At 67.2% G+C, this 20,938-nt stretch carries 24 protein-coding genes; 10 read left to right on the forward strand and 14 right to left on the reverse strand.

What is annotated here, in order from left to right; translation table 11 throughout:
* Positions 1 to 101: 101 nt before the first annotated feature.
* Positions 102 to 629: a hypothetical protein gene (locus EB75_RS17380; protein ID WP_073696589.1), complete on the reverse strand. Its 528-nt coding sequence runs from the start codon at positions 627 to 629 to the stop codon at positions 102 to 104.
* A gap of 107 nt (positions 630 to 736) precedes the next feature.
* Here EB75_RS17380 and EB75_RS17385 point away from each other — a divergent pair, with 107 nt between their 5' ends.
* Positions 737 to 1,186, forward strand: a complete 450-nt coding sequence (locus tag EB75_RS17385) for a hypothetical protein (RefSeq protein ID WP_073696590.1) — start codon at positions 737 to 739, stop codon at positions 1,184 to 1,186.
* A 1-nt stretch (position 1,187) separates the two neighbouring features.
* Here the strand turns inward: EB75_RS17385 and EB75_RS17390 are convergent, their stop codons facing one another.
* From EB75_RS17390 to EB75_RS17420, 7 genes are read right to left on the reverse strand one after another with little or no spacing between them, the layout of a single operon-like run.
* A complete protein-coding gene (locus EB75_RS17390) occupies positions 1,188 to 1,562 on the reverse strand; it encodes a metal-sulfur cluster assembly factor (protein ID WP_073696591.1) in 375 nt (124 codons plus the stop codon).
* On the reverse strand, positions 1,559 to 2,077 hold the full coding sequence (gene sufU / locus EB75_RS17395) for a Fe-S cluster assembly sulfur transfer protein SufU (protein WP_083612376.1): 519 nt from the start codon (positions 2,075 to 2,077) through the stop codon (positions 1,559 to 1,561). The genes EB75_RS17390 and sufU overlap by 4 nt, the downstream gene beginning before the upstream one ends.
* Positions 2,074 to 3,318: a cysteine desulfurase gene (locus tag EB75_RS17400; RefSeq protein WP_073696593.1), complete on the reverse strand. Its 1,245-nt coding sequence runs from the start codon at positions 3,316 to 3,318 to the stop codon at positions 2,074 to 2,076. The genes sufU and EB75_RS17400 overlap by 4 nt, the downstream gene beginning before the upstream one ends.
* A 1-nt stretch (position 3,319) precedes the next feature.
* On the reverse strand, positions 3,320 to 4,090 hold the full coding sequence (gene sufC, locus EB75_RS17405; RefSeq protein WP_020100570.1) for a Fe-S cluster assembly ATPase SufC: 771 nt from the start codon (positions 4,088 to 4,090) through the stop codon (positions 3,320 to 3,322).
* Positions 4,087 to 5,265 (reverse strand): Fe-S cluster assembly protein SufD, encoded by a 1,179-nt coding sequence (sufD, locus tag EB75_RS17410; protein ID WP_073696594.1) that lies wholly within the window; start codon positions 5,263 to 5,265, stop codon positions 4,087 to 4,089. Before sufD ends, sufC begins: the two co-directional genes overlap by 4 nt.
* Positions 5,265 to 6,692, reverse strand: coding sequence for a Fe-S cluster assembly protein SufB (sufB, locus tag EB75_RS17415; RefSeq protein WP_073696595.1), 1,428 nt, complete (start codon positions 6,690 to 6,692; stop codon positions 5,265 to 5,267). The genes sufD and sufB overlap by 1 nt, the downstream gene beginning before the upstream one ends.
* Complete coding sequence (locus tag EB75_RS17420; RefSeq protein WP_142239677.1) at positions 6,689 to 7,432, reverse strand: helix-turn-helix transcriptional regulator; 744 nt, start codon at positions 7,430 to 7,432, stop codon at positions 6,689 to 6,691. Before EB75_RS17420 ends, sufB begins: the two co-directional genes overlap by 4 nt.
* 113 nt (positions 7,433 to 7,545) lie before the next feature.
* Between EB75_RS17420 and mptB the strand changes: the two genes are divergently transcribed.
* From mptB to EB75_RS17435, 3 genes are read left to right on the forward strand one after another with little or no spacing between them, the layout of a single operon-like run.
* Entirely contained in the window at positions 7,546 to 9,225 is a 1,680-nt protein-coding gene (gene mptB, locus EB75_RS17425; protein ID WP_073696596.1) for a polyprenol phosphomannose-dependent alpha 1,6 mannosyltransferase MptB, read from the forward strand.
* Positions 9,216 to 10,151: an ABC transporter ATP-binding protein gene (locus EB75_RS17430; RefSeq protein ID WP_142239671.1), complete on the forward strand. Its 936-nt coding sequence runs from the start codon at positions 9,216 to 9,218 to the stop codon at positions 10,149 to 10,151. Before mptB ends, EB75_RS17430 begins: the two co-directional genes overlap by 10 nt.
* Positions 10,152 to 10,182: 31 nt before the next feature.
* Positions 10,183 to 10,965 carry an ABC transporter permease gene (locus EB75_RS17435; RefSeq protein WP_073696598.1) on the forward strand — a complete coding sequence of 261 codons (783 nt, stop codon included), beginning with the start codon at positions 10,183 to 10,185 and terminating at the stop codon, positions 10,963 to 10,965.
* Here the strand turns inward: EB75_RS17435 and EB75_RS17440 are convergent.
* Complete coding sequence (locus tag EB75_RS17440) at positions 10,958 to 11,566, reverse strand: hypothetical protein (protein WP_073696599.1); 609 nt, start codon at positions 11,564 to 11,566, stop codon at positions 10,958 to 10,960. The genes EB75_RS17435 and EB75_RS17440 overlap by 8 nt on opposite strands.
* A gap of 83 nt (positions 11,567 to 11,649) precedes the next feature.
* Here EB75_RS17440 and EB75_RS17445 point away from each other — a divergent pair, with 83 nt between their 5' ends.
* The gene (locus EB75_RS17445) at positions 11,650 to 12,231 is read left to right on the forward strand and encodes a TetR/AcrR family transcriptional regulator (RefSeq protein ID WP_073696600.1); all 582 of its coding nucleotides are present in this window, start codon (positions 11,650 to 11,652) and stop codon (positions 12,229 to 12,231) included.
* Between the two features lie 20 nt (positions 12,232 to 12,251).
* Complete coding sequence (locus EB75_RS17450; RefSeq protein ID WP_174557689.1) at positions 12,252 to 13,181, forward strand: COX15/CtaA family protein; 930 nt, start codon at positions 12,252 to 12,254, stop codon at positions 13,179 to 13,181.
* On the opposite strand, the gene EB75_RS17455 is transcribed toward EB75_RS17450, so the two are convergent.
* Positions 13,171 to 13,728: a Uma2 family endonuclease gene (locus tag EB75_RS17455; RefSeq protein WP_217267709.1), complete on the reverse strand. Its 558-nt coding sequence runs from the start codon at positions 13,726 to 13,728 to the stop codon at positions 13,171 to 13,173. The two genes, EB75_RS17450 and EB75_RS17455, sit on opposite strands and share 11 nt — an antisense overlap.
* 30 nt (positions 13,729 to 13,758) lie before the next feature.
* Positions 13,759 to 13,983 carry a hypothetical protein gene (locus EB75_RS17460; protein WP_142239672.1) on the reverse strand — a complete coding sequence of 75 codons (225 nt, stop codon included), beginning with the start codon at positions 13,981 to 13,983 and terminating at the stop codon, positions 13,759 to 13,761.
* Between the two features lie 88 nt (positions 13,984 to 14,071).
* On the opposite strand from EB75_RS17460, the gene EB75_RS17465 reads away from it, so the two are divergent.
* Both EB75_RS17465 and EB75_RS17470 read left to right on the forward strand, forming a co-directional pair.
* Positions 14,072 to 14,323 (forward strand): type II toxin-antitoxin system Phd/YefM family antitoxin, encoded by a 252-nt coding sequence (locus tag EB75_RS17465; RefSeq protein WP_073696604.1) that lies wholly within the window; start codon positions 14,072 to 14,074, stop codon positions 14,321 to 14,323.
* The gene (locus EB75_RS17470) at positions 14,320 to 14,712 is read left to right on the forward strand and encodes a type II toxin-antitoxin system VapC family toxin (RefSeq protein WP_073696605.1); all 393 of its coding nucleotides are present in this window, start codon (positions 14,320 to 14,322) and stop codon (positions 14,710 to 14,712) included. The genes EB75_RS17465 and EB75_RS17470 overlap by 4 nt, the downstream gene beginning before the upstream one ends.
* Here the strand turns inward: EB75_RS17470 and EB75_RS17475 are convergent, their stop codons facing one another.
* On the reverse strand, positions 14,713 to 15,642 hold the full coding sequence (locus EB75_RS17475; protein WP_073696625.1) for an ATP-grasp domain-containing protein: 930 nt from the start codon (positions 15,640 to 15,642) through the stop codon (positions 14,713 to 14,715).
* Positions 15,643 to 15,660: 18 nt separating this feature from the next.
* Here EB75_RS17475 and EB75_RS17480 point away from each other — a divergent pair, with 18 nt between their 5' ends.
* Positions 15,661 to 16,635, forward strand: a complete 975-nt coding sequence (locus tag EB75_RS17480) for a quinone oxidoreductase family protein (RefSeq protein WP_073696606.1) — start codon at positions 15,661 to 15,663, stop codon at positions 16,633 to 16,635.
* Here EB75_RS17480 and EB75_RS17485 read toward each other — a convergent pair.
* Together EB75_RS17485 and EB75_RS17490 are read right to left on the reverse strand one after the other, a co-directional pair.
* Positions 16,632 to 17,561, reverse strand: a complete 930-nt coding sequence (locus EB75_RS17485; RefSeq protein WP_174557690.1) for a DUF1254 domain-containing protein — start codon at positions 17,559 to 17,561, stop codon at positions 16,632 to 16,634. The genes EB75_RS17480 and EB75_RS17485 overlap by 4 nt on opposite strands.
* Positions 17,562 to 17,595: 34 nt before the next feature.
* Entirely contained in the window at positions 17,596 to 18,597 is a 1,002-nt protein-coding gene (locus tag EB75_RS17490) for a heme o synthase (protein ID WP_083612378.1), read from the reverse strand.
* A gap of 238 nt (positions 18,598 to 18,835) precedes the next feature.
* On the opposite strand from EB75_RS17490, the gene tkt reads away from it, so the two are divergent.
* The gene (gene tkt, locus EB75_RS17495; protein WP_073696608.1) at positions 18,836 to 20,929 is read left to right on the forward strand and encodes a transketolase; all 2,094 of its coding nucleotides are present in this window, start codon (positions 18,836 to 18,838) and stop codon (positions 20,927 to 20,929) included.
* The last annotated feature ends 9 nt before the right edge of the window (positions 20,930 to 20,938 follow it).

Below are 20,938 nucleotides of genomic sequence, written 5' to 3' on the forward strand. Positions count from 1 at the left end.
GTGGTGCCTTCCTTTCGCATCGGACCGCGGTGGTCCTCTTGCGTTGGAAGCTAGAGAAGGCGACCGACAAGAACGCCACGAAAAGGCGCCAGAATCGGGAGTTATCCACAGGCCCGATCGACGTTGGTGAGCAGTTGGGCCTGCCGTTTCGGCCACCAGAGTACTTCGGCCACCAGCAGCATCAAGTAGATCGCCGACACCACCGCGTTGCCGAAGGAGCCGTATCGGGTATCCCACGCCGCGGTGCCCGCCGCGACAACCAGCAACACCATCAACAGCCAGCGCAGTTCCTTGGACGTCGCCGCCGCGGTATGCATCGCGACGCGATAGTCATTGGCGGCGTGGACAAGTCGCTCCTCCGGCAGCCGCTCGCCCCGGCGTGCCGCACGGACCACCGCCACTCTCTCCGCGCCGCTGAGCTGAGCGGCCGCGGGCCACAACCGCGCCATCCGCCGCGCCATCCAGATGCCGTACGTAAGCCCGACGATCACCAGCACGACGACACCGGTGAGCAGCAGTCCCGAGTCGATCCACGCCAGCACGCCGAGAGCAAGACCGAGACCGCCGCCGATCATCAACACGCGGTAGACGAAGCCGCCTCGCCACGCGATGGCCGGAACCGCGAGCACATGGTCAGTGTGGGCAACCTGGCACAGAAATGTAGGGAATCCCCTTATATGCCCGGCGGTCCCGCGGTCCTACCGTCGATTTCATCAGCCGACGGAGAGGGGCCGACATGTTCACCCAACGCAGCGGCAGCGTTGCCCTGGCACTGGTCGGCGCCATCGGCACGGCGGGCGTCGCTTTGGCCCCGACCGCGGCGGCCGACCAAGTCTCGGAATACGTCCGGGGATATTGTTCGCCGCCCAACGGTCAGGACTGCAATGCCAGGCCGTCGATCCATTTCGACGCCCATATTGCCGAGAAGGTGTTGGCGTCGTTCAACAACGACGCCAACGGCTGTTCGGACATCATCGTGCGCTTCTACCTGGATGGCCGCCAGATCAGCGCGCCCGCCATCGCGCGCCCCGGCAGCACCGTGACCGCCCCACCGACCTACACCAAAACAGCCGGCGGCCATGACTTGAGTGTCAGCGCCACCGGCGTCACGGGCGGCTGCAACGTCGGCACGCTGGAAGCGTTCGGCGGCACGTTGTCGGCCGACGTGATCGAACTGCGGCTTTGAGTTAAACCGTGAAACCCAGCGCCCGGAGCTGCTCGCGACCGTCGTCGGTGATCTTGTCCGGACCCCACGGCGGGTTCCAGACCCAGTTGAGCTTGAGATCACTGACCAGGCCCGCGCCCACCAGGGCGGTCCGGGACTGGTCCTCGATCACGTCGGTCAGCGGACAGGCCGCCGACGTCAGCGTCATGTCCAGCTTCACGACGGTGCCCTCGTCGCCCTCTTCGAGCGTCATGCCGTAGACCAGACCCAGGTCGACGACGTTGATGCCGAGCTCGGGGTCGACGACGTCGCGCATGGCCTCCTCGACGGCGTCGAGGAGTTCGGGGTCGTCGACCACGTTGGCCGCGGTGGTTCCTTCGGGTGTGCCTTCAGTCATCGCTTACCCTCCGCAATTGCGCCGGCGGATGCCAGCGCCGTGTCCGATGCGCTCGCCAACGCGAGCGCCGTGTCTTTGGCGCTCGCCTCGGCGAGCGCGGCTTTGAACGCAGTCCAGCCCAGCAGCGCGCATTTCACCCGCGCCGGGTATTTGGCGACACCGGCGAACGCGATGCCGTCACCCAGCACATCTTCGTCCCCCTCAACGCTTCCGCGGGAGGAAATCATCTCGGTGAATGCGCCGACGGTCTTGAGCGCTTCGTCGACGCTCTGGCCGATCACCTGGTCGGTCAGCACCGACGTCGACGCCTGGCTGATGGAGCAGCCCTGGCCGTCGTACGAGATGTCGGCGATGGTCTCGCCGTCGTCGGACAGCGTCACCCGCAGTGTCACCTCGTCGCCACACGTCGGGTTGACGTGGTGTACCTGCGCACCGAACGGCTCGCGCAGCCCACGGTGATGCGGGTGCTTGTAGTGGTCCAGGATCACTTCCTGGTACATCTGTTCCATTCTCATGCGAAGAACTCCACAGCGCGTTTGACGCCCGCAACCAACCGGCCCACTTCGTCGAGCGTGTTGTAGACGGCGAACGACGCGCGAGCCGTCGCGGCGATACCGAACCGCCGGTGCAGCGGCGCCGCACAGTGATGCCCGACCCGGACCGCGATGCCCCCGTCGTCGAGAATCTGACCGACGTCGTGGGCGTGGACGCCGTCGAGCACGAAACTCACCGGAGAACCGCGGTGCTCGGTGGTGGTCGGCCCGATGATCCGCACCTGCGGGATCTGGCTCAGCCCCTCGAGCGTGGCAGCCACCAGTTCGCCTTCGTGCGCCTCGACGGCAGCCATCCCGATGGCGCCGAGATACCTTGCGGCAGCAGCCAATCCGACAACCTGAGAGGTCATCGGGGTACCCGCCTCGAACCGCTGCGGTGCCGGCGCGTAGGTCACCGACTCCATGGTGACGGTCTCGATCATGGACCCGCCGGTGAGGAACGGGGGCAGCGCGTTCAACAGTGCGCGACGGCCGTACAACACACCGATCCCGGTGGGCCCCAACATCTTGTGACCCGAGAACGCGGCAAAATCGACATCGAGCGCGTGGAAGTCGATGGGCTGATGCGGCACCGACTGGCAGGCGTCCAGCACCGTCAGCGCACCGACGGCCTGAGCTCGCCGCACGATCTCGGCGACCGGCGCGATGGCACCCGTGACGTTCGAATGATGGGTGAAGGCAACCACTTTCACCCGCTCATCGAACTGCAGCAAATCCAGATCGATGCGGCCGTCGTCGGTGACGCCGTACCAGCGCAGCTCGGCACCGGTCCGGCGAGCCAGTTCCTGCCACGGAATCAGGTTGGCGTGGTGCTCCAGCTCGGTGGTGACGATGACGTCCCCCGGGCCGACCACGCGGTCGAACCGGTTGTCCCCCACCGCATACGACACCAGGTTCAGCGCCTCGGTGGCGTTCTTGGTGAAGACGAGCTCGTCGTCGTCGGCCCCGACGAACGCCGCGATGTCGGCGCGGCCCTGTTCGTAGGCGTCGGTCGACTCCTCCATCAGCTGGTGCGCACCGCGGTGCACCGCGCCGTTGGAGGTGGTCAGGAACTCCCGCTCGGCATCGAGCACCTGCAGCGGCTTCTGCGACGTGGCCCCGGAATCCAGGTAGGCCAACGTGTTTCCGCCGCGCATCACCCGACTCAGGATCGGGAAGTCGGCCCTGATCCGCGTCAGGTCCAGATCCACTGACGCGGTCATATCAGGCTCCTGCAGCCGCGGCCTGCGTGTAGCGCTCGTAGCCGTTCTCTTCGAGCTCGTCGGCCAGCTCCGGACCACCGGAGGTGATGATGCGGCCGTCGAAGAAGACGTGCACGAACTGCGGACGGATGTAGCGCAGGATGCGGGTGTAGTGCGTGATCAGCAGGACGCCGCCGTGCTCGGCCTCGGCGTACCGGTTGACGCCCTCGGACACCACGCGCAGCGCGTCGACGTCCAGGCCCGAGTCGGTCTCGTCGAGGATGGCGATCTTCGGCTTCAGCAGGCCCAGCTGCAGGATTTCGTGGCGCTTCTTCTCACCACCGGAGAAGCCTTCGTTGACGCTGCGCTCGCCGAACGCCGGGTCGATGTCCAGCTCCGACATGGCCGTCTTGACCTCTTTGACCCAGTGGCGCAGCTTGGGGGCCTCGCCACGGACCGCGGTGGCGGCGGTGCGCAGGAAGTTCGACATCGAGACGCCGGGCACCTCGACGGGGTACTGCATGGCCAGGAAGAGGCCGGCGCGAGCGCGCTCGTCGACGCTCATCTCCAGCACGTCCTCGCCGTCCAGGGTGATGGACCCGGAGGTGACGGTGTACTTGGGGTGACCGGCGATGGCGTACGACAGCGTCGACTTGCCAGAACCGTTGGGCCCCATGACCGCGTGGGTCTCGCCCGACTTCACGGTCAGGTTGACGCCCTTGAGGATCGGGACGTCCGCACCGTCGGGTGCGGTGACCGAGACGTGCAGGTCCTTGATTTCCAGTGTGGTCATGAGTTGTTGCGTCCTTCAGTCAGTTCAAGTTCGTGTTCGATGGCGGCGGTGAGGCGTTCGCGGACTTCCGGCACGGCGATCTTCTGGATGATCTCGCCGAAGAAGCCCCGGACCACCAGGCGGCGGGCCTGGTCCTCGGGGATACCGCGGGCCTGCAGGTAGAACAGCTGCTCGTCGTCGAAACGTCCGGTGGCACTGGCGTGCCCGGCGCCGACGATCTCGCCGGTCTCGATCTCCAGGTTGGGCACCGAGTCGGCGCGGGCGCCGTCGGTGAGCACCAGGTTGCGGTTCACCTCGAAGGTGTCGGTGCCGGTGGCCGCGGCTCGGATCAGCACGTCGCCGATCCACACGGTGTGGGCGTCGGCCTTCTTCGAGTCCGGATCGCCCTGCAGCGCACCCTTGTACAACACGTTGGAGCGGCAGTTGGGCACTGCGTGATCGACCAGCAGGCGCGATTCGAAATGCTGACCCTCGTCCGCGAAGTACAGGCCCAGCATCTCGGCGTCGCCGCCGGGACCCAGGTAGCGGGTGCGCGAGGTCAGCCGCACGACGTCGCCGCCGAGGGTGACGGCGACGTGCCGCAGCACGGCGTCCTTGCCCAGCGTCGCGTGGTGGGTGCTGACGTTCACCGCGTCGTCGGCCCAGTCGGCGATCGACACGACGGTCAACCGCGCTGCGTCACCGACGACGAATTCGATGTTGTCGGCGTAGGTTCCGCTGCCGCTCTGGTCGATGACAACGACGGCCTCGCCGAGTTCTGCGACTCGCAGCTGCAGGTGGCCGTAGGCGGTCTTGCCCTCACCCGGACCGGCGATGGCGATCTCGATGGGCTCGGCGACCTGAACGTCGCGACCGACCGACACCACAGTGGCCTCGGCGAACGACGAATACGCCTGTGCGGCAACGCGGTCCGCGGGTACGCCGCCCTGACCCAGCCGCGAGTCATCGCGACCGACGGTCTCGACCGTGACGCCGTCCCGTTCCGAAACCTCAACGCGCGCAGCGCCGGTGGCGACCGCGGAGCCGTCGTGCAGGCCGTGCAGACGCTTCAGCGGCGTGAACCGCCAGAGCTCGTCACGGCCGTGCGGCACCTCAAAAGCGTTGACGTCGAAGGACGTGAACAGCTCACCCTTGTTGGCGACGATGCCTTCCGCCGCCTCAGTCAAATTACTCACTAACCGACAGCGCCTTCCATCTGCAGCTCGATCAGCCGGTTCAGCTCGAGCGCGTATTCCATTGGCAGTTCCTTGGCGATGGGCTCGACGAAGCCGCGCACCACCATCGCCATGGCCTCGTCCTCGGTCAGGCCGCGGCTCATCAGATAGAACATCTGATCCTCGCTGACCTTCGAGACCGTGGCCTCGTGACCCATCGTGACGTCGTCTTCACGGATGTCGACGTACGGGTACGTGTCCGAGCGGCTGACGTTGTCGACCAGCAGCGCATCGCATTTCACGCTCGACTTGGAGCCGTGCGCGCCCTTGTTGACCTGGATCAGGCCGCGGTACGACGACCGTCCGCCACCACGGGCCACCGACTTCGACACGATGTTGCTCGACGTGTTCGGAGCCAGGTGCACCATCTTGGCACCGGTGTCCTGGTGCTGGCCTTCACCGGCGAACGCGACGGAGAGCACCTCGCCCTTGGCGTGCTCGCCGGTCATCCAGACCGCCGGGTACTTCATGGTGACCTTGGAACCGATGTTGCCGTCGATCCACTCCATGGTCGCGCCGGCCTCGGCGCGTGCTCGCTTGGTGACCAGGTTGTAGACGTTGTTGGACCAGTTCTGGATGGTCGTGTACCGAACGCGCGCACCGGGTTTCACCACGATCTCGACGACGGCCGAGTGCAGCGAGTCCGACTTGTAGATCGGCGCGGTACAACCCTCCACGTAGTGCACGTAGGAGCCCTCGTCGGCGATGATCAGCGTCCGCTCGAACTGGCCCATGTTCTCGGTGTTGATCCGGAAGTAGGCCTGCAGCGGGATGTCGACGTGCACGCCCGGCGGCACGTAGATGAACGAGCCACCCGACCACACGGCGGAGTTCAGCGCGGAGAACTTGTTGTCACCGGAGGGGATCACGGTGCCGAAGTACTGCTTGAACAGCTCGGGGTGCTCGCGCAGGCCCGAATCGGTGTCCAGGAAGATGACGCCCAGCGCCTCGAGGTCCTCGCGAATCTGGTGGTACACGACCTCCGACTCGTACTGCGCGGCGACGCCGGCGACCAGGCGCTGCTTCTCGGCCTCCGGGATACCCAGGCGGTCGTAGGTGTTCTTGATGTCCTCGGGCAGTTCCTCCCAGGACGTGGCCTGCTTCTCGGTGGACCGCACGAAGTACTTGATGTTGTCGAAGTCGATGCCGTCGAGATCGCTGCCCCAGCGCGGCATGGGCTTCTTGTCGAAGATGCGCAGCGCCTTGAGCCGGAAGTCGAGCATCCACTCCGGTTCGTTCTTCTTCGCGGAGATGTCGCGGACGACAGCCTCGTTCAGCCCACGGGTCGCGGCGGCGCCGGCGGCATCACTGTCAGCCCAGCCGTAGCCGTACGTGCCCAGGGAGGCAATGGTCTCCTCCTGGGTCAACTGTTCCGGGGTGGTCGTCATTGCGACACTCCTTCTTCTTGGGTCGCGGGGTGGATCGAGTGGACTGCGTGCTCAGGGATGACGGGAACGTGCGTCGTACACGCACAGTCCCCGTTGACGATGGTGGCCAGCCGCTGCACGTGCGTACCGAGAACCTCGGCGAACGCTTCGCGCTCGGCGTCGCACAGCTCGGGGAACTCCTCGGCGACGTGCGAGACGGGGCAGTGGTGCTGGCAGATCTGCACCCCGCCGATCGGGCCCGTCACCGGGGTCGTCGTGGTGGCGTAGCCGGCTTTGGTCAGCGCGGCCGCCACCTGGTCCGCCGTGTCGGTGACATCGTCGGTGGCGCTGACGCCCGACAGGATCGAGTCGATTCGACGACGCGCGAACGTGCGGATGGCATCGTCGCCGCCGATCTCGCGCAGCTGGCGCATGGCAGCGGCGGCGAGATCGTCGTAGGTATGGCCGAGCTTGGCACGCCCCGCGGCGGTCAGCCGGTAGCGCTTGGCGGGCCGGCCGCGGCCGTTGTGCTGCCATGCGGCGGCAGCACTGGATTCGGCGTCGCCTGCGTCGATGAGCGCGTCGAGATGACGCCGCACACCGGCGGCCGAGATGCCGAGCTGCTCGCCGATCTGGCTCGCGGTAACCGCGCCTTCCAGCAGCAATTGCACGATGGCCGAGCGGGTGTGGCCGTCGGAAACAGCCGTCGCCGACGCCACCGCGGTCGCGGTGCCGGCAGCCTCGGGAGCTCCAGACGACAATTTCACAACACCATTGTGACGGAATTCAGTAACCGAATCTAGGAAGGTAACCCTTATCACCGGCGTCGCCCGACTTCAACGATGCCGAACAGGCCTACGGCTAATCTGCTCTGATGCCCGACCGCCTTCAGCACCTGAGCACGGCCGTCGCGCATTGGCATGCCGACGAGCCGTCCGTCGGCTCCCCGCTCAACGCCTCCGAGGTCGCCTCGCTGCGGCGGACCCGCCTGTTCGGCGCGACCGGAACGGTACTGATGGCCATCGGCGCGCTCGGCGCCGGCGCCCGGCCCGTCGTCCAGGATCCGACGTTCGGGGTGCGCCTGCTGAACCTGCCGTCGCGCATCCAGACCGTCTCGCTGACCATGACCACCACGGGCGCCGTCATGATGGCCCTCGCCTGGCTGATGCTTGGCCGGTACACGCTGGGCAAACGCCGCATGTCCCGCAGCCAGCTGGACCAGACGCTGCTGCTCTGGGCGCTGCCGCTGCTGATCGCCCCGCCGATGTACAGCAAGGACGTCTACTCCTATCTGGCGCAGAGCCAGATAGCCAGTATCGGCCTGGACCCGTACCGCGTCGGCCCGGCCACGGGACTCGGTCTCGACCACGTCTTCACCCTGACGGTGCCCAGCCTGTGGCGCGAAACCCCGGCGCCCTACGGGCCGCTGTTCTTATGGATCGGCCGCGGCATCTCGGAGCTGACGGGCGACAACATCGTCGCCGGAGTGCTCTCGCACCGGCTGGTCGTGCTGCTCGGCGTCGCGGCCACGGTGTGGGCAACGCCACGGCTGGCCCGCCGCTGCGGCGTCGCCGAGGTCAGCGCCCTGTGGCTGGGGCCGTGTAATCCCCTGCTCTTCATGCACCTCATCGCGGGCATCCACAACGAAGCACCGATGCTCGGACTGATGCTGGCCGGCACCGAATTCGCGATGCGTGGCATCGATTCCGGCCGCCCCCTCATCCCCCGGCCGCTCCGCTGGCCGCGGCACCGCGACGACTGGGCGCGGTGGTGGCCCTTGGCGATGCTGTTCACCGGCACGGTGCTCATCGCCATGTCCTCGCAGATCAAGCTGCCGTCGCTGCTGGCGCTGGGTTTCGTGGCCATGGCCCTCGCGCGCCGCCTGGGCGGGACGGTCAAAGCGTTCTTCCAGGCCTGCGTGCCGCTGGGCGTGGTCGCGCTCGCGGTCATGGCGCTCATCGGCTGGGCCAGCGGCCTGGGCTTCGGCTGGCTGTTCACCCTCGGTACCGCGAACGTCGTGCGGTCCTGGATGTCGCCGCCGACACTCGTCGCGCTCGGCACCGGGCAGGTCGGCATTCTGCTGGGGCTCGGCGACCACACCACCGCAGTCCTCGGCCTGACCCGTGGCATCGGCGTCTTCGTCATCGGCGTGCTGGTCAGCTGGCTGCTGCTGTCGGTGTTACGCGGCCGGCTGCACCCACTCGGCGGCCTCGGTGTTGCCATGGGTGCGACGGTCCTGCTGTTCCCCGTCGTGCAGCCGTGGTACCTGCTGTGGGCGATCATCCCGCTGGCCTGCTGGGCCACCCGGCCGGGCTTCCGCGGCACCACCATCGTGGTGACGTTCGTCGTCGGCGTCTTCGGCCCGACGGCCAACGGCGACCGGTTCGCGCTGTTCCAGATCCTCGACGCCACCCTGGCCAGCACCGTCATCGTGCTGTTGTTGATCGCGCTGACCCGGAACCGGCTGCCGTGGCGCGGATTGCCGGATACAGACAACGGTGACGCCCCTGGTAGCTCCGCTGCCAGGCCCGACGCTTACGCTGAATCCCCGTGAGTTCCACTGAGACGCCCGTATTGCTGCGCGGCGTCAGCAAGCGCTACGGCGAGATCCAGGCCGTGAACAACCTGGATCTCGAGGTGCAGCGCGCCGAGGTGCTGGCCCTGCTCGGACCCAACGGGGCCGGTAAGACCACCACCGTCGAGATGTGCGAAGGCTTCAACAAGCCCGACTCCGGCAGCATCTCGATCCTGGGCCTGGACCCGACGGCCGACAACGCCAAGCTGCGCGCCCGCATCGGCGTGATGCTGCAGGGCGGCGGCGGCTATCCCGCCGCCAAGGCCGGCGAGATGCTGAATCTGGTCGCCGCGTACTCGGCCAACCCGCTCGATCCGCAGTGGCTGCTGGATACCCTCGGCCTGACCGAGGCCGCCCGCACCACCTACCGCCGGCTCTCCGGTGGCCAGCAGCAGCGCCTGGCGCTGGCGTGCGCCATCGTCGGACGCCCCGAGCTGGTATTCCTCGACGAGCCCACCGCCGGCATGGACGCCCACGCCCGAATCGTGGTGTGGGAATTGATCGAAGGCCTGCGCCGTGACGGCGTGACCGTCGTCCTGACCACCCACCAGCTGACCGAGGCCGAGGAACTGGCCGACCACATCGTGATCATCGACCACGGCGCCGCAGTGGCTGCCGGCACGCCCGCCGATCTCATGCGGGGTGGCGCCGAGAACCAATTGCGTTTCTCCGCACCACCCAAGCTGGATCTGTCGCTGCTGATCTCCGCGCTGCCCGAGGGCTACCGCGCCACCGAGGCCGCCGGCGGCGAATACCTGGTGGAAGGCCAGATCGACCCGCAGGTGCTGGCCACCGTCACCGCGTGGGCCGCGCGCCTGAACGTGTTGGCCACCGACATGCGCGTCGAGCAGCGCAGCCTCGAGGACGTGTTCCTCGATCTGACCGGACGGGAGCTGCGGTCATGAGTGGCCGGCGAGTAGCGAAGGCGGATCGCGCATGAGTACAGCGACAAACCGGTTCGCGCCCGGGACGTTCACCCCGGATCCGCGGCCCGCGGCCATCCCCGCGATGCTCGCGGCGCAGTACAGCCTGGAGCTCAAGCTGCTGCTGCGCAACGGCGAGCAGCTGCTGCTGACCATGTTCATCCCGATCACCCTGCTGATCGGGCTCACGCTGCTGCCGCTGGGCTCGCTGGGCGACCACCGCCCGGGGACGTTCACCCCGCCGATCATGGCGCTGGCGGTGATCTCGACAGCGTTCACCGGGCAGGCCATCGCCGTCGCCTTCGATCGGCGCTACGGCGCGCTCAAACGCCTCGGCGCCACCGCACTGCCGGTGTGGGGCATCATCGCCGGCAAGTCGCTGGCCGTGGTCACCACGGTGTTCCTGCAGTCAATCCTGTTGGGCGGCATCGGTATTGCGCTGGGTTGGCGGCCGAGCCCACTGAGCCTGCTGCTGGGCGCGGTGGTCATCGCGCTCGGCACCGCCTCGTTCGCCGCGCTGGGCCTGCTGCTCGGCGGAACGCTGAAGGCCGAGATCGTGCTGGCCCTGGCGAACCTGCTGTGGTTCATCCTGGCCGGGCTCGGCGCCCTGACCATCGAGCACCGCGTCGTCCCCGAGGCGCTGCGCTGGGTGGCCAGGCTGACGCCGTCGGGCGCACTGACCGAATCACTGACCCAGGCGATGACGCTGTCAGTCGACTGGTTCGGCATTGCGGTGCTGGCCGCGTGGGGCGTGCTCGCCGGACTGGCCGCGCTGCGCTGGTTCCGGTTCAGCTGACGGGCAGCAACTGCGGCAGCAGATGTTCCAGCTGCCCGACCTCTTCGATGTTGTGCTTCACCCAGGCCCGCACCATGTCGTCGGGAAACCGCCGGAGCAGCAGCCGGTTGACCGGCGCCATGAGCGCCGACCGCGCACCGACGTCGACAACGCTGACGTAGTGCGCCCCTTCGGCCCCTGCTGACCAGGTGTGTTCGAGGCTGAACACGATCACGCCGGCCACCCGCTGTACGAGCCGAATACCGGTCTCGTCGAGCTTTTCCACCCTGTCCACCACGTCGACGCGGTAGTCCGGCCGTCCACCGAACGCCTCGACGATGCGGAACCGAGCACCTTCGGCCGCGCCGCCGGTCGGCGCCGGGCGGGCCAGTTCCCATCGGATGTGGTCGACGGGGTGCCACGCCAGGTACCGGTCGATGATCTGGTCGCCGTAACACATGGTGCCGCCGAGGTGCGTGAACCAGTCGAGAAGCATCAGCGGAGTCACCCCAGGTAGCGGCCGGTGCTCGATGGTCACCCGGCGACGGCCGTGGGGCGCCCGGGTGTAACGGACGGTCGCGGTGTCGAGGGCTCGCAGCGGGTACAAGTTCGGGCGGCTCATGGCTTCCTCCAAGATACGATTCCGTTTCTTAACAAGACGCTAGGCTCATCGGTTAAGATACGCAAGCGTTTCTTCAAGGAGGTCTGATGCGACGACGCGGCGACGAACTCGATGCGGCGATCCGCGCCGCGGTCATGACGCTGCTCACCGAGCAGGGACCGGCCGGGGTGACCATGGAGGCCGTCGCCGCCGCGGCCCGCACCAGCAAACCGGTGCTCTACCGACGCTGGCCCGACGGTGCCGCATTGCTGCGAGACACCTTGCTGCGCAACGCGAAAGCGGCGATACCGCACACCGACACCGGCAGCTACCGCGGCGACATGCTGGCGGTGCTGCGCGGCTGGGCCGCGGTGTTCACCGGGCCGCAAGCCGCCACCATGCGAGCGGTGGTCGCCGCGATGACCGGGGACGATGAACTCGCCGCCGCGTTCCGGGCCGACGTGATCGGCTGGCGCAAGCAGGAGATGGCCGACCTCCTGGCGCGCGGGGTGACCCGCGGCGACGTCCGCGCCGACGTGCCCGTGGAGATCGCCCGCGAGCTCGGCCAGAGCGTGCTGTGGCACCGACTCCTCATCACCGGCGACGCCATCACCGACGAGCTGGTGGTCGACCTCGTCGATCAGGTGCTGGTGCCGTTCGTCGCCCCTACTACGCCACGTAGTTAGCACTGATCTACCATCAGCCTGTGCTCGACAAGCTGCCCATCCCCTCACTTCGGGTCCAGCGGCTCATCGCGTTCCTGGTCATCCTGACCCAGGGCGGCATCGCCGTCACCGGGGCGATCGTCCGGGTCACGGCTTCCGGACTGGGCTGCCCGACCTGGCCACAATGCTTCCCTGGCAGCTTCGTACCGGTGCCCCACGCCGAAGTGCCCGTGGTGCACCAGGCCGTCGAGTTCACCAACCGGATGTTCACGTTCGGCGTCGTGTTGACCGCCGCCCTGGCGGTTCTCGCCGTCATCCGCGCCGGCCGCCGCCGCGAGGTCAAGCTGTACGCCTGGCTGATGCCGGCGTCGACTGTGGTGCAGGCGATCATCGGCGGCATCACGGTCCGTACCGGGCTGCTGTGGTGGACCGTCGCCGTCCACCTCCTGGTGTCGATGGTGATGGTCTGGCTGGCGGTGCTGCTCTACGTCAAGATCGGCGAATCCGATTCGGGCACCGACCAACTCGTCGTACCGCAGCCGCTGCGCTGGTTCACTGCCCTGACCGCCGTGACGCTGTCCGCGGTGCTGGTGACCGGAACGCTGGTGACCGGCGCCGGACCGCATGCCGGCGACAAGAGCGCCCTGCAACCGGTCAAGCGACTGCAGGTCGAGATCACCGATTTGGCGCACCTGCACTCGTCGCTGCTGGTGGCCTACCTGAGCTTCGTCATCGGACTGGGCTTCGCGCTGCTCGCAGTGCGCGCCCCCAAGCCCGTGCTGCTGCGGCTGGCGGTCCTGGCGGGGCTGGTGCTCGCCCAGGGCGCGGTCGGTGCGGTCCAGTTCTACACCGGCGTGCCCGCGGTTCTCGTCGCCATCCATGTCGCGGGCGCCGGCGCCTGCACCGCAGCCACGGCGGCGCTATGGGCGTCGATGCGGTCTCGCCGAGACCCAAGCTCCACTAATCGGTGAGATTCGCGGGGTCGAATTCCACACTGAAGGGCTCGGCAAGGTGTGCCGGTTCCCCGGGCGCAATCGTGCCCTTCATGACGTACTGACCGTCGGTGAGCGCGCGAACTTCGACCGTTCCGTCGCCCTCAATCCGCCAGTAGTTTGGGATTCCCGCTTCGGCGTACTTGATGACCTTCAGACTCCGATCGACGAGTTCAGTTGAGCGCGAAGCAATCTCGATGACGAGGGCAACGTCGGATGACTCGCGCCATTCGACCCCGCGGGCCGAATCAGGCTTGAGAACAACCAGGTCAGGAATGAAATTTCCGCCCGGGACACGAACACCGACCTCGTACAGAACACGCCAGCCGGCCGGAGCCGCAGTCCGCAGGATGAAGTACAAATTGCCACTTATCGCCTGGTGACTGTCCAGCGGCGGCGGCGTCACGAGCAGGCTCCCGTCGACGATCTCGTAGCGGTGCCCGTCCGCAGGCAGATCGCCCAGATCGGCTTCGGACCAGTAGTCGGGAAACTTCAGAATTGGCTGCGCCATGGCACCCCCTTTCAATCGCGACGGTAAACCTGACCACTGACAACTTTAGGCGTAGCCCCGGCTTGCAGGCGCTAGCACTGGCAACTCCGGAGTGAACGCCAGCCACGCGAGCGCACCACTGTCGGCGTCGGTGAGCTTCCAGAACGCGCGGCCGTTGGGAGCGATGATGTTCGGCCCGTTGGCGGCAAGGCTGTGCCCAATTTGGGAGGCCAGTCCTCGGTAGTCCGGAATGCCGCGGTCATGGTCGTCACGCGGCTCGTCATACGGCACAGACCACATCTAAATGAATACCGCATGGTGCTACAGCGATGACACGCTAACCTAGATGATTGTAGATATGATATCTACAATCATCGTGATGAAGTCGATCACCGTCGCCGAGCTGCGGCAGAACCCGACCGCGGCGCTCGAAGACGTTGCCGCCGGCGAAACCTACGTCGTCACTCGGCACCGGCACCCCGTCGCCCGCCTGGTTCCGGTGGATTCGGAGTCGTCGGGAATCATTCCGCCGCGCAATCCGGCCGCTCCGCGTCTCGCCGAGCGAGATCTGCCCCGAAAGTCCGCCAAGCAGATCGACGCGCTCCTTGCCGAAATGGCATCGGATCGTTGACGCGCTACTACCTCGACACGTCCGTCGCCGTCTACGCGATCGAAGGTCACCGAAGTGCGGTGGCTTGGTTCGACGAGGCCACCGAACAGCACGAGGTGGTGTCGTCGCGCATCCTGCAAACCGAGCTCACGCGAGTCCTGCGTCGGCAGCAGCGCCCAGTGCTCGAGCGTGACTACCTGTTGGACAAGATCGCCACCGCGCCGCTGAGTGAGTCCGTCCTCACGACAGCCGAATCGATCACTGAGCACGTCAAGACCCTCGATGCGATTCACCTGGCCACCGCCCTGAGCCTGGGCAGTGGCACGGTCATGGTCAGTCATGACGCCGGCGTGCTGCAGGTGGCTGCTGCCCTGGGACTGCGCACAGTCGATCCCGTCGCCGAGACGTAACTACGGCGACAGCGGACCGAGTCCCAGCCGCTCCAGAGCTGACTCGACACCGAGAGCGAATTGCCGTTGCGCCAGAGCACGTTCGGGCTCGGCCAGTTGTCGCCAGCCCAGCCCCGGTTCGACGAGTTCGAGTTCCAATAGCCGCGGATCCCGGCGGTCCCCGATGACGTCCACCCGGGCGTACAGGAACTCCGTCGGCTCGATGCCGAGATGCGCTGCCGCCGCATCCAACGTCGCGTAACCGACATCCCACAGTTCGAAGTCCGGGTCGGCCGGTTGCAGCTGCTCCTCGGCGTACGTGCCGGATTCGTGCATCTCCACACTGCCGCCGGCGGGCGGCAACATCGGCCCCTTGATGAAGGCGTGCGACTGCATGCCGGCCAGGAACACCAGCGCGGTCTCCCCCGCTTCGATGCGCGCGTCGTAGGGCTGGATCAACGCGGTGCGACCTTCGGCCTGCAGCGAGGCGGCGTGCGCAGCGGCCGCGACGGCATCGGTGAAACGTTGCGCGCCAACCGAACCCGCACCCACCGCCGGCTTGACCACGACCTCACCGCGGGGCACCGACACCGACTCCCCCGGCGCGAAGAAACCACTGGGGACGGTCGGCACCCCGGCCGCAGCCAGATCGGCCAGATACCGCTTGTCGGAGTTCCACGCCACCACGGCAGGCGCGTTCAGCAGATTGCGCACCTGCTTGGTCCACGCCAGAAACTCGTCGTGCCGCTCGGTGTAGTCCCACGTGGCTCGCAGGATCACCAGATCAGCCCGCAGCGTGGCCGGGTCGTCCCAGGCCAGCCAGTGCGCGTGCAATCCGCGGTTGCGCAGCGCGCCGACCAAACCGTCGTCGTCCCCGTCGCCTTCGACGAGGGCCTGACAACCTGCCAAGACGACACGGGGATGCCGGATGTCGGGCCTCGCGAGCTTCACGTTGGAATGATAGGTGCCATGCACGCCATCGAAGTCGCCGAACTCGGCGGTCCGGAAGTCCTGTCCCTCGTCGAACGTCCCGAGCCCACCCCGGGGCCGGGTGAGGTTCTGATCAAGGCCGAGGCCATCGGCGTCAACTTCATCGACACGTACTTCCGCTCCGGGCTGTACCAGCGTGAGGTCCCCTATATCCCGGGCGACGAGGTGTGCGGCACCATCACCGCGGTCGGTGACGACGTGGCAGCCCTGGCGGTCGGCGACCGGGTCGTCACGGCCGCTGCGAAAGGGACCTACTCCGAATACTGCGTCGCACCAGCCGATTACGTGGCGTACGTGCCCGAGGGCGTCGAGCCCGACGTCGCCGCCGCCTCTCTGCTGAAGGGTATGACGGCGCACTACCTGATCAAGTCGACGTATCCAGTGCAGCAGGGCGACACCGTGCTGCTGCACGCCGGCGCGGGCGGTGTCGGGCTGATCCTGACGCAGTGGGCCACCAGCATGGCGGTGCGCGTCATCACCACCGTTTCCAACAACGACAAGGCCGAGCTGTCCCGGCAGGCGGGCGCCGTCGAGGTGCTGGACTACCCCGACGATCCCGCCGAGTTCGGTGCCAAGATCCGCGAGCTCACCGGAGGCGAGGGCGTCGCCGCCGTGTACGACGGGGTCGGCGCCGCCACGTTCGACGCCAGCCTGGCCAGCCTCGCGGTGCGCGGCACCCTGGCCTTGTTCGGCGCCTCCAGCGGGCCGGTGCCGCCGTTCGATCTGCAACAACTCAACCGCGGAGGCTCGCTTTTCGTCACCCGGCCGAGTCTGACGCACTACACCCGCACCGCCGATGAATTCTCATGGCGGGCAGGCGAACTGCTGCAGGCCATCGCCGACGGCACCATCAACGTGACGGTGAGTCAGCGCTATCCACTGGCCGATGCCGCCCGCGCACACGCCGACCTGCAGTCCCGCCTGACCGTCGGCTCGGTCGTGCTGGTGCCCTAGACCGGTTCCGCCGCCGGGAACGTCCAGCTGCCGTCGAGAATCTCCGGGCGGGGCCGGTACAGCCGCACGGTGTAATTCCAGCCCGGGGTGATCGGCAGCACGTTGGCACCGTCGGCGCCGCCGAACTGGATGGTGGTGCCGCCGTCGGCGTCCTTGGTCGCCGTGATGTTGTTCAGCGAGTAGGCGTTCTGCTCGTTGGCCGTGAAGTAACCACCGCTGTTGTAGACGGTGACCGACCAGAACCCGTCCACCGGAACGTCTTTGACCGTCAGCCGATGCACCGTCGTGCCGTCGTTCCGCGGCGGCACGACGGTCAGGTAGAAGGCGTCGCGCTCGGGATTGCCGCCCCAGCCGTTCGCCGAGCCGATCAGGTGCCGCACCGGGTCGGTGTCGGCCGCCGTGCCGAACATGGCCTTGGTGTCCGGGAGCGTGGTGGCGAGCGTTACGAGCGCATCGCGAACCGTCTTCTGGCTGGCCGCATCCCAGTCCGGAATGGTGAAGCTGCCAGGCGCGTCCTGAGCGACGGTGACGGCGTCCTGGAGCGCATGCACTGCGGCCAGGTCGGCGGCGTCATCGGGGTCGACGAGCGTCCGGATCGCCGCCACGACGTAGCGGGTCGCCACCTCATCGCGCGTCAGCGTCACCGACGCCGGCGCATAGGCAACCTGGGTCGTGTAGTGGTCCTCGCTGATGATCTGGAGCGACATGAACCGGCCCGCGCTGTCCGGGAGCGTTACGGTGACGGGCCCGGCGTCGAGGTCGAACACCGCTGCCGAGTAGAGGGTGTCGCGGTTCTGCCGGATGACGATCTGGTGGTCGACCGAGCTGAGTTCACGGTTGTGGAAAAAGGCACCGAAGCCGTTGTCGCGGACGATACCGCCGAAGTACATGTCGGATTCGGCGCGGGCGAAGTTGTCAGGGCTCACCAGTTGGGGCATAGCCCCAAGCTAGCGGGTCGGATCAGTGGATCAACATCGGCAGCGCGAGGGCCGAGTCGACCGCCAGCGCGCAGAACACCACAGCCAGGTAGTTGTTCGACTGCAGGAACAGGCGCAGCGGCTTCACCGGCTCGCCACGCTTGACGCCCGAGTACAGCTGGTGTGCCATCACCAGGAACCAGACGCCGGCGACGAGCGCGACGGCCGCGTACAGCCAGCCGGTGGCCAGCGCCAGCGCCAGCGTCGTCAGGACGGTCGCCCAGGTGTAGATGAGGATCTGCTTGGTGACCTCGCGCTCGGTGGCGACGACGGGCAGCATCGGCACGCCGGCTGCCTCGTAGTCCTCCTTGTAACGCATGGCCAGCGCCCAGGTGTGCGGCGGCGTCCAGAAGAAAATGATCAGGAACATCACCAGCGCGGGCCACTGAATGGTGCCGGTGACCGCCGACCAGCCGATCATCACCGGCATGCAGCCGGCAGCGCCGCCCCACACCACGTTCTGCGAGGTACGGCGCTTCAGCAGAAGTGTGTAGACGAACACGTAGAAGGCGATGGTCGCGAGGGCCAGAAGGCCCGACAGCAGGTTCGAGGAGCGCCACAGCCACAGGAACGACGTGACGGTCAGCACCAGGCCGAAGATCAGCGCGTTCCGGGTGGGGACGGTCGCCCGGGCCAGCGGCCGGCGGGCCGTGCGCTTCATCACCTTGTCGATGTCGGCGTCCGCGACACAGTTCAGGGTGTTGGCACCGGCGGCGGCGAGGAGGCCGCCGACCAGCGTGTTCAGGATCAGCAGCGGTTTGATCGGGCCCTGGCTGGCCACCACATCGAAGCGGTGGGCAAGCAGCATCGCGGGAATCGTGGTCACCAGCAGCAGTTCGATGACGCGCGGCTTGGTGAGGGCGATGTAGGCCAGCAACGTGTCCCGAACCCGGTTCGGGGACTTGGTGACGGACTCGTCAGACGCCGCAGCTCCGGGACCGAAACCGTGCGCCCCGTGGACAGAACGGCGCTCGCGAATGCTCACGCAGATATCTCCTCGGAAGTCACGGCCGCGCAGCCTCTACTACAGACGATGGTAGACCGCGCACCTGAGTGCTCGACACCGCAGGGTGGTTTCAGGTGAACAGAAACCCAATCGCGGACAGGTCAAAGGTGAAGCGGTCTGCACCGCGCGAGCGGCGCGCATTAGGGTAGTCATGCAGCTCGCTTGCAATTTGCCGCGACCCAGTCTTTCCCGAAGTACCCGAAGCAGGAGTGCGCCCGTGACCACTGTCGAAGAGATTTCCGAACTCACCCGCCCGCACCACCCGGACGACTGGACCGAGCTGGACTCGGCCGCCGTCGACACCGTACGAGTGCTGGCCGCGGATGCGGTTCAGAAGGTCGGTAACGGCCATCCCGGAACCGCCATGAGCCTCGCCCCGCTGGCCTACACCCTGTTCCAGCGCCAGATGCGTCATGACCCGTCCGACACCCACTGGATCGGCCGTGACCGCTTCGTTCTGTCGTGTGGGCACTCCAGCCTGACGCTGTACCTGCAGCTGTACATGGGCGGTTTCGGCCTCGAGCTGGCCGACATCGAGGCGCTGCGCACCTGGGGCTCGCTGACCCCCGGCCACCCCGAGTACGGCCACACCAAGGGCGTCGAGATCACCACCGGCCCGCTGGGCCAGGGCCTGGCCTCCTCGGTCGGCATGGCGATGGCCGCGCGCTACGAGCGCGGGCTCTTCGACCCCGACGCCGCTCCCGGCGAGAGCCCGTTCGACCACTTCATCTACGTCATCGCCTCCGACGGTGACATCGAAGAGGGCGTGACCAGCGAAGCGTCGTCGCTCGCCGGCACCCAGCAGCTCGGCAACCTGATCGTGCTGTGGGACAACAACAAGATCTCCATCGAGCACGACACCAACATCGCGCTCTCCGAGGACACCTGCGCGCGGTACCGCGCCTACGGCTGGCACGTGCAGGAGGTCGAGGGCGGCGAGAACGTCACCGCGATCGAAGAGGCCCTGGCCGCTGCGCGCGCGGTCACCGACCGGCCGTCGTTCATCTCGGTGCGGACGATCATCGGCTACCCCGCCCCCACCAAGATGAACACCGGTGGTGTGCACGGTTCGGCGCTGGGCGCCGACGAGGTCGCGGCCACCAAGAAGGTCCTGGGCTTCGACCCGGACAAGAGCTTCGAGGTGAAGCCCGAGGTCATCGCCCACACCCGCGAGCTGGTCGCCCGCGGCAAGAAGGCGCACGACGAGTGGCAGGTCGCGTTCGAGGCGTGGGCCGCCAAGGAGCCCGAGCGCAAGAAGCTGCTGGACCGCCTGGAGGCCGGCGAACTGCCCGAGGGTTGGGACGCCGACCTGACGTACTGGGAGCCCGGTAGCAAGGCCGTCGCGACCCGCGCCGCGTTCGGCAAGGTGCTCAACGACGTCGCCGGCAAGCTGCCCGAATTGTGGGGCGGCTCAGCCGACCTCGCGGGCAGCAACAACACCACCATCAACGGCGTGAAGTCGTTCGGTCCGCCGTCGATCTCGACCGAGGACTACACCGCCGACTGGTACGGCCGCGTGCTGCACTTCGGCATCCGCGAGCACGCCATGGGCTCGATCCTCAACGGCATCGTGCTGCACGGACCGACGCGCCCGTTCGCCGGTACCTTCCTGCAGTTCGCCGACTACATGCGTCCGGCGGTGCGCCTGGCCGCGCTGATGAACATCGACCCGATCTACATCTGGACCCATGACTCGATCGGTCTGGGTGAGGACGGCCCGACGCACCAGCCCATCGAGCACCTGGCCGCGCTGCGTGCCATCCCGAACCTGTCGGTGGTTCGTCCCGCCGACCCGAACGAGACCGCCTACACCTGGCGCACCATCCTGCAGCGCACTCACGGCAACAACCCGACCGGTTTCATCCTGACCCGTCAGGGGGTACCCGTGCTGGAGGGCACGTCTTCGGAGGGCGCCGCCAAGGGCGGTTACGTGCTCGGCGGCGGTAACCCGGCCGACGATGCCGACGTCATCATCATCGCGACCGGCTCCGAGGTGCAGCTGGCCGTTGAGGCCCAGAAGCTGTTGGCGGACAAGGATATCGTCGCCTACGTGGTGTCGATGCCGTGTCTGGAATGGTTCGAGGCGCAGCCGAAGGAGTACCGCGACGCGGTGCTGCCGCCCGACGTCTCGGCGCGTGTTGCAGTCGAGGCCGGCATCGCGCAGCCTTGGCACAAGCTGGTCGGTGATACCGGCGAGATCATCTCGATCGAGCACTACGGCGCATCGGCCGACGACAAGACCCTGTTCCGGGAGTTCGGCTTCACCGCTGAGGCCGTCGTCGCCGCCGCGGAACGCTCGTTGGACAACTGACAATCGATT

The organism is Mycobacterium sp. ST-F2 (assembly GCF_001905655.1).
GTDB lineage: Bacteria > Actinomycetota > Actinomycetes > Mycobacteriales > Mycobacteriaceae > Mycobacterium.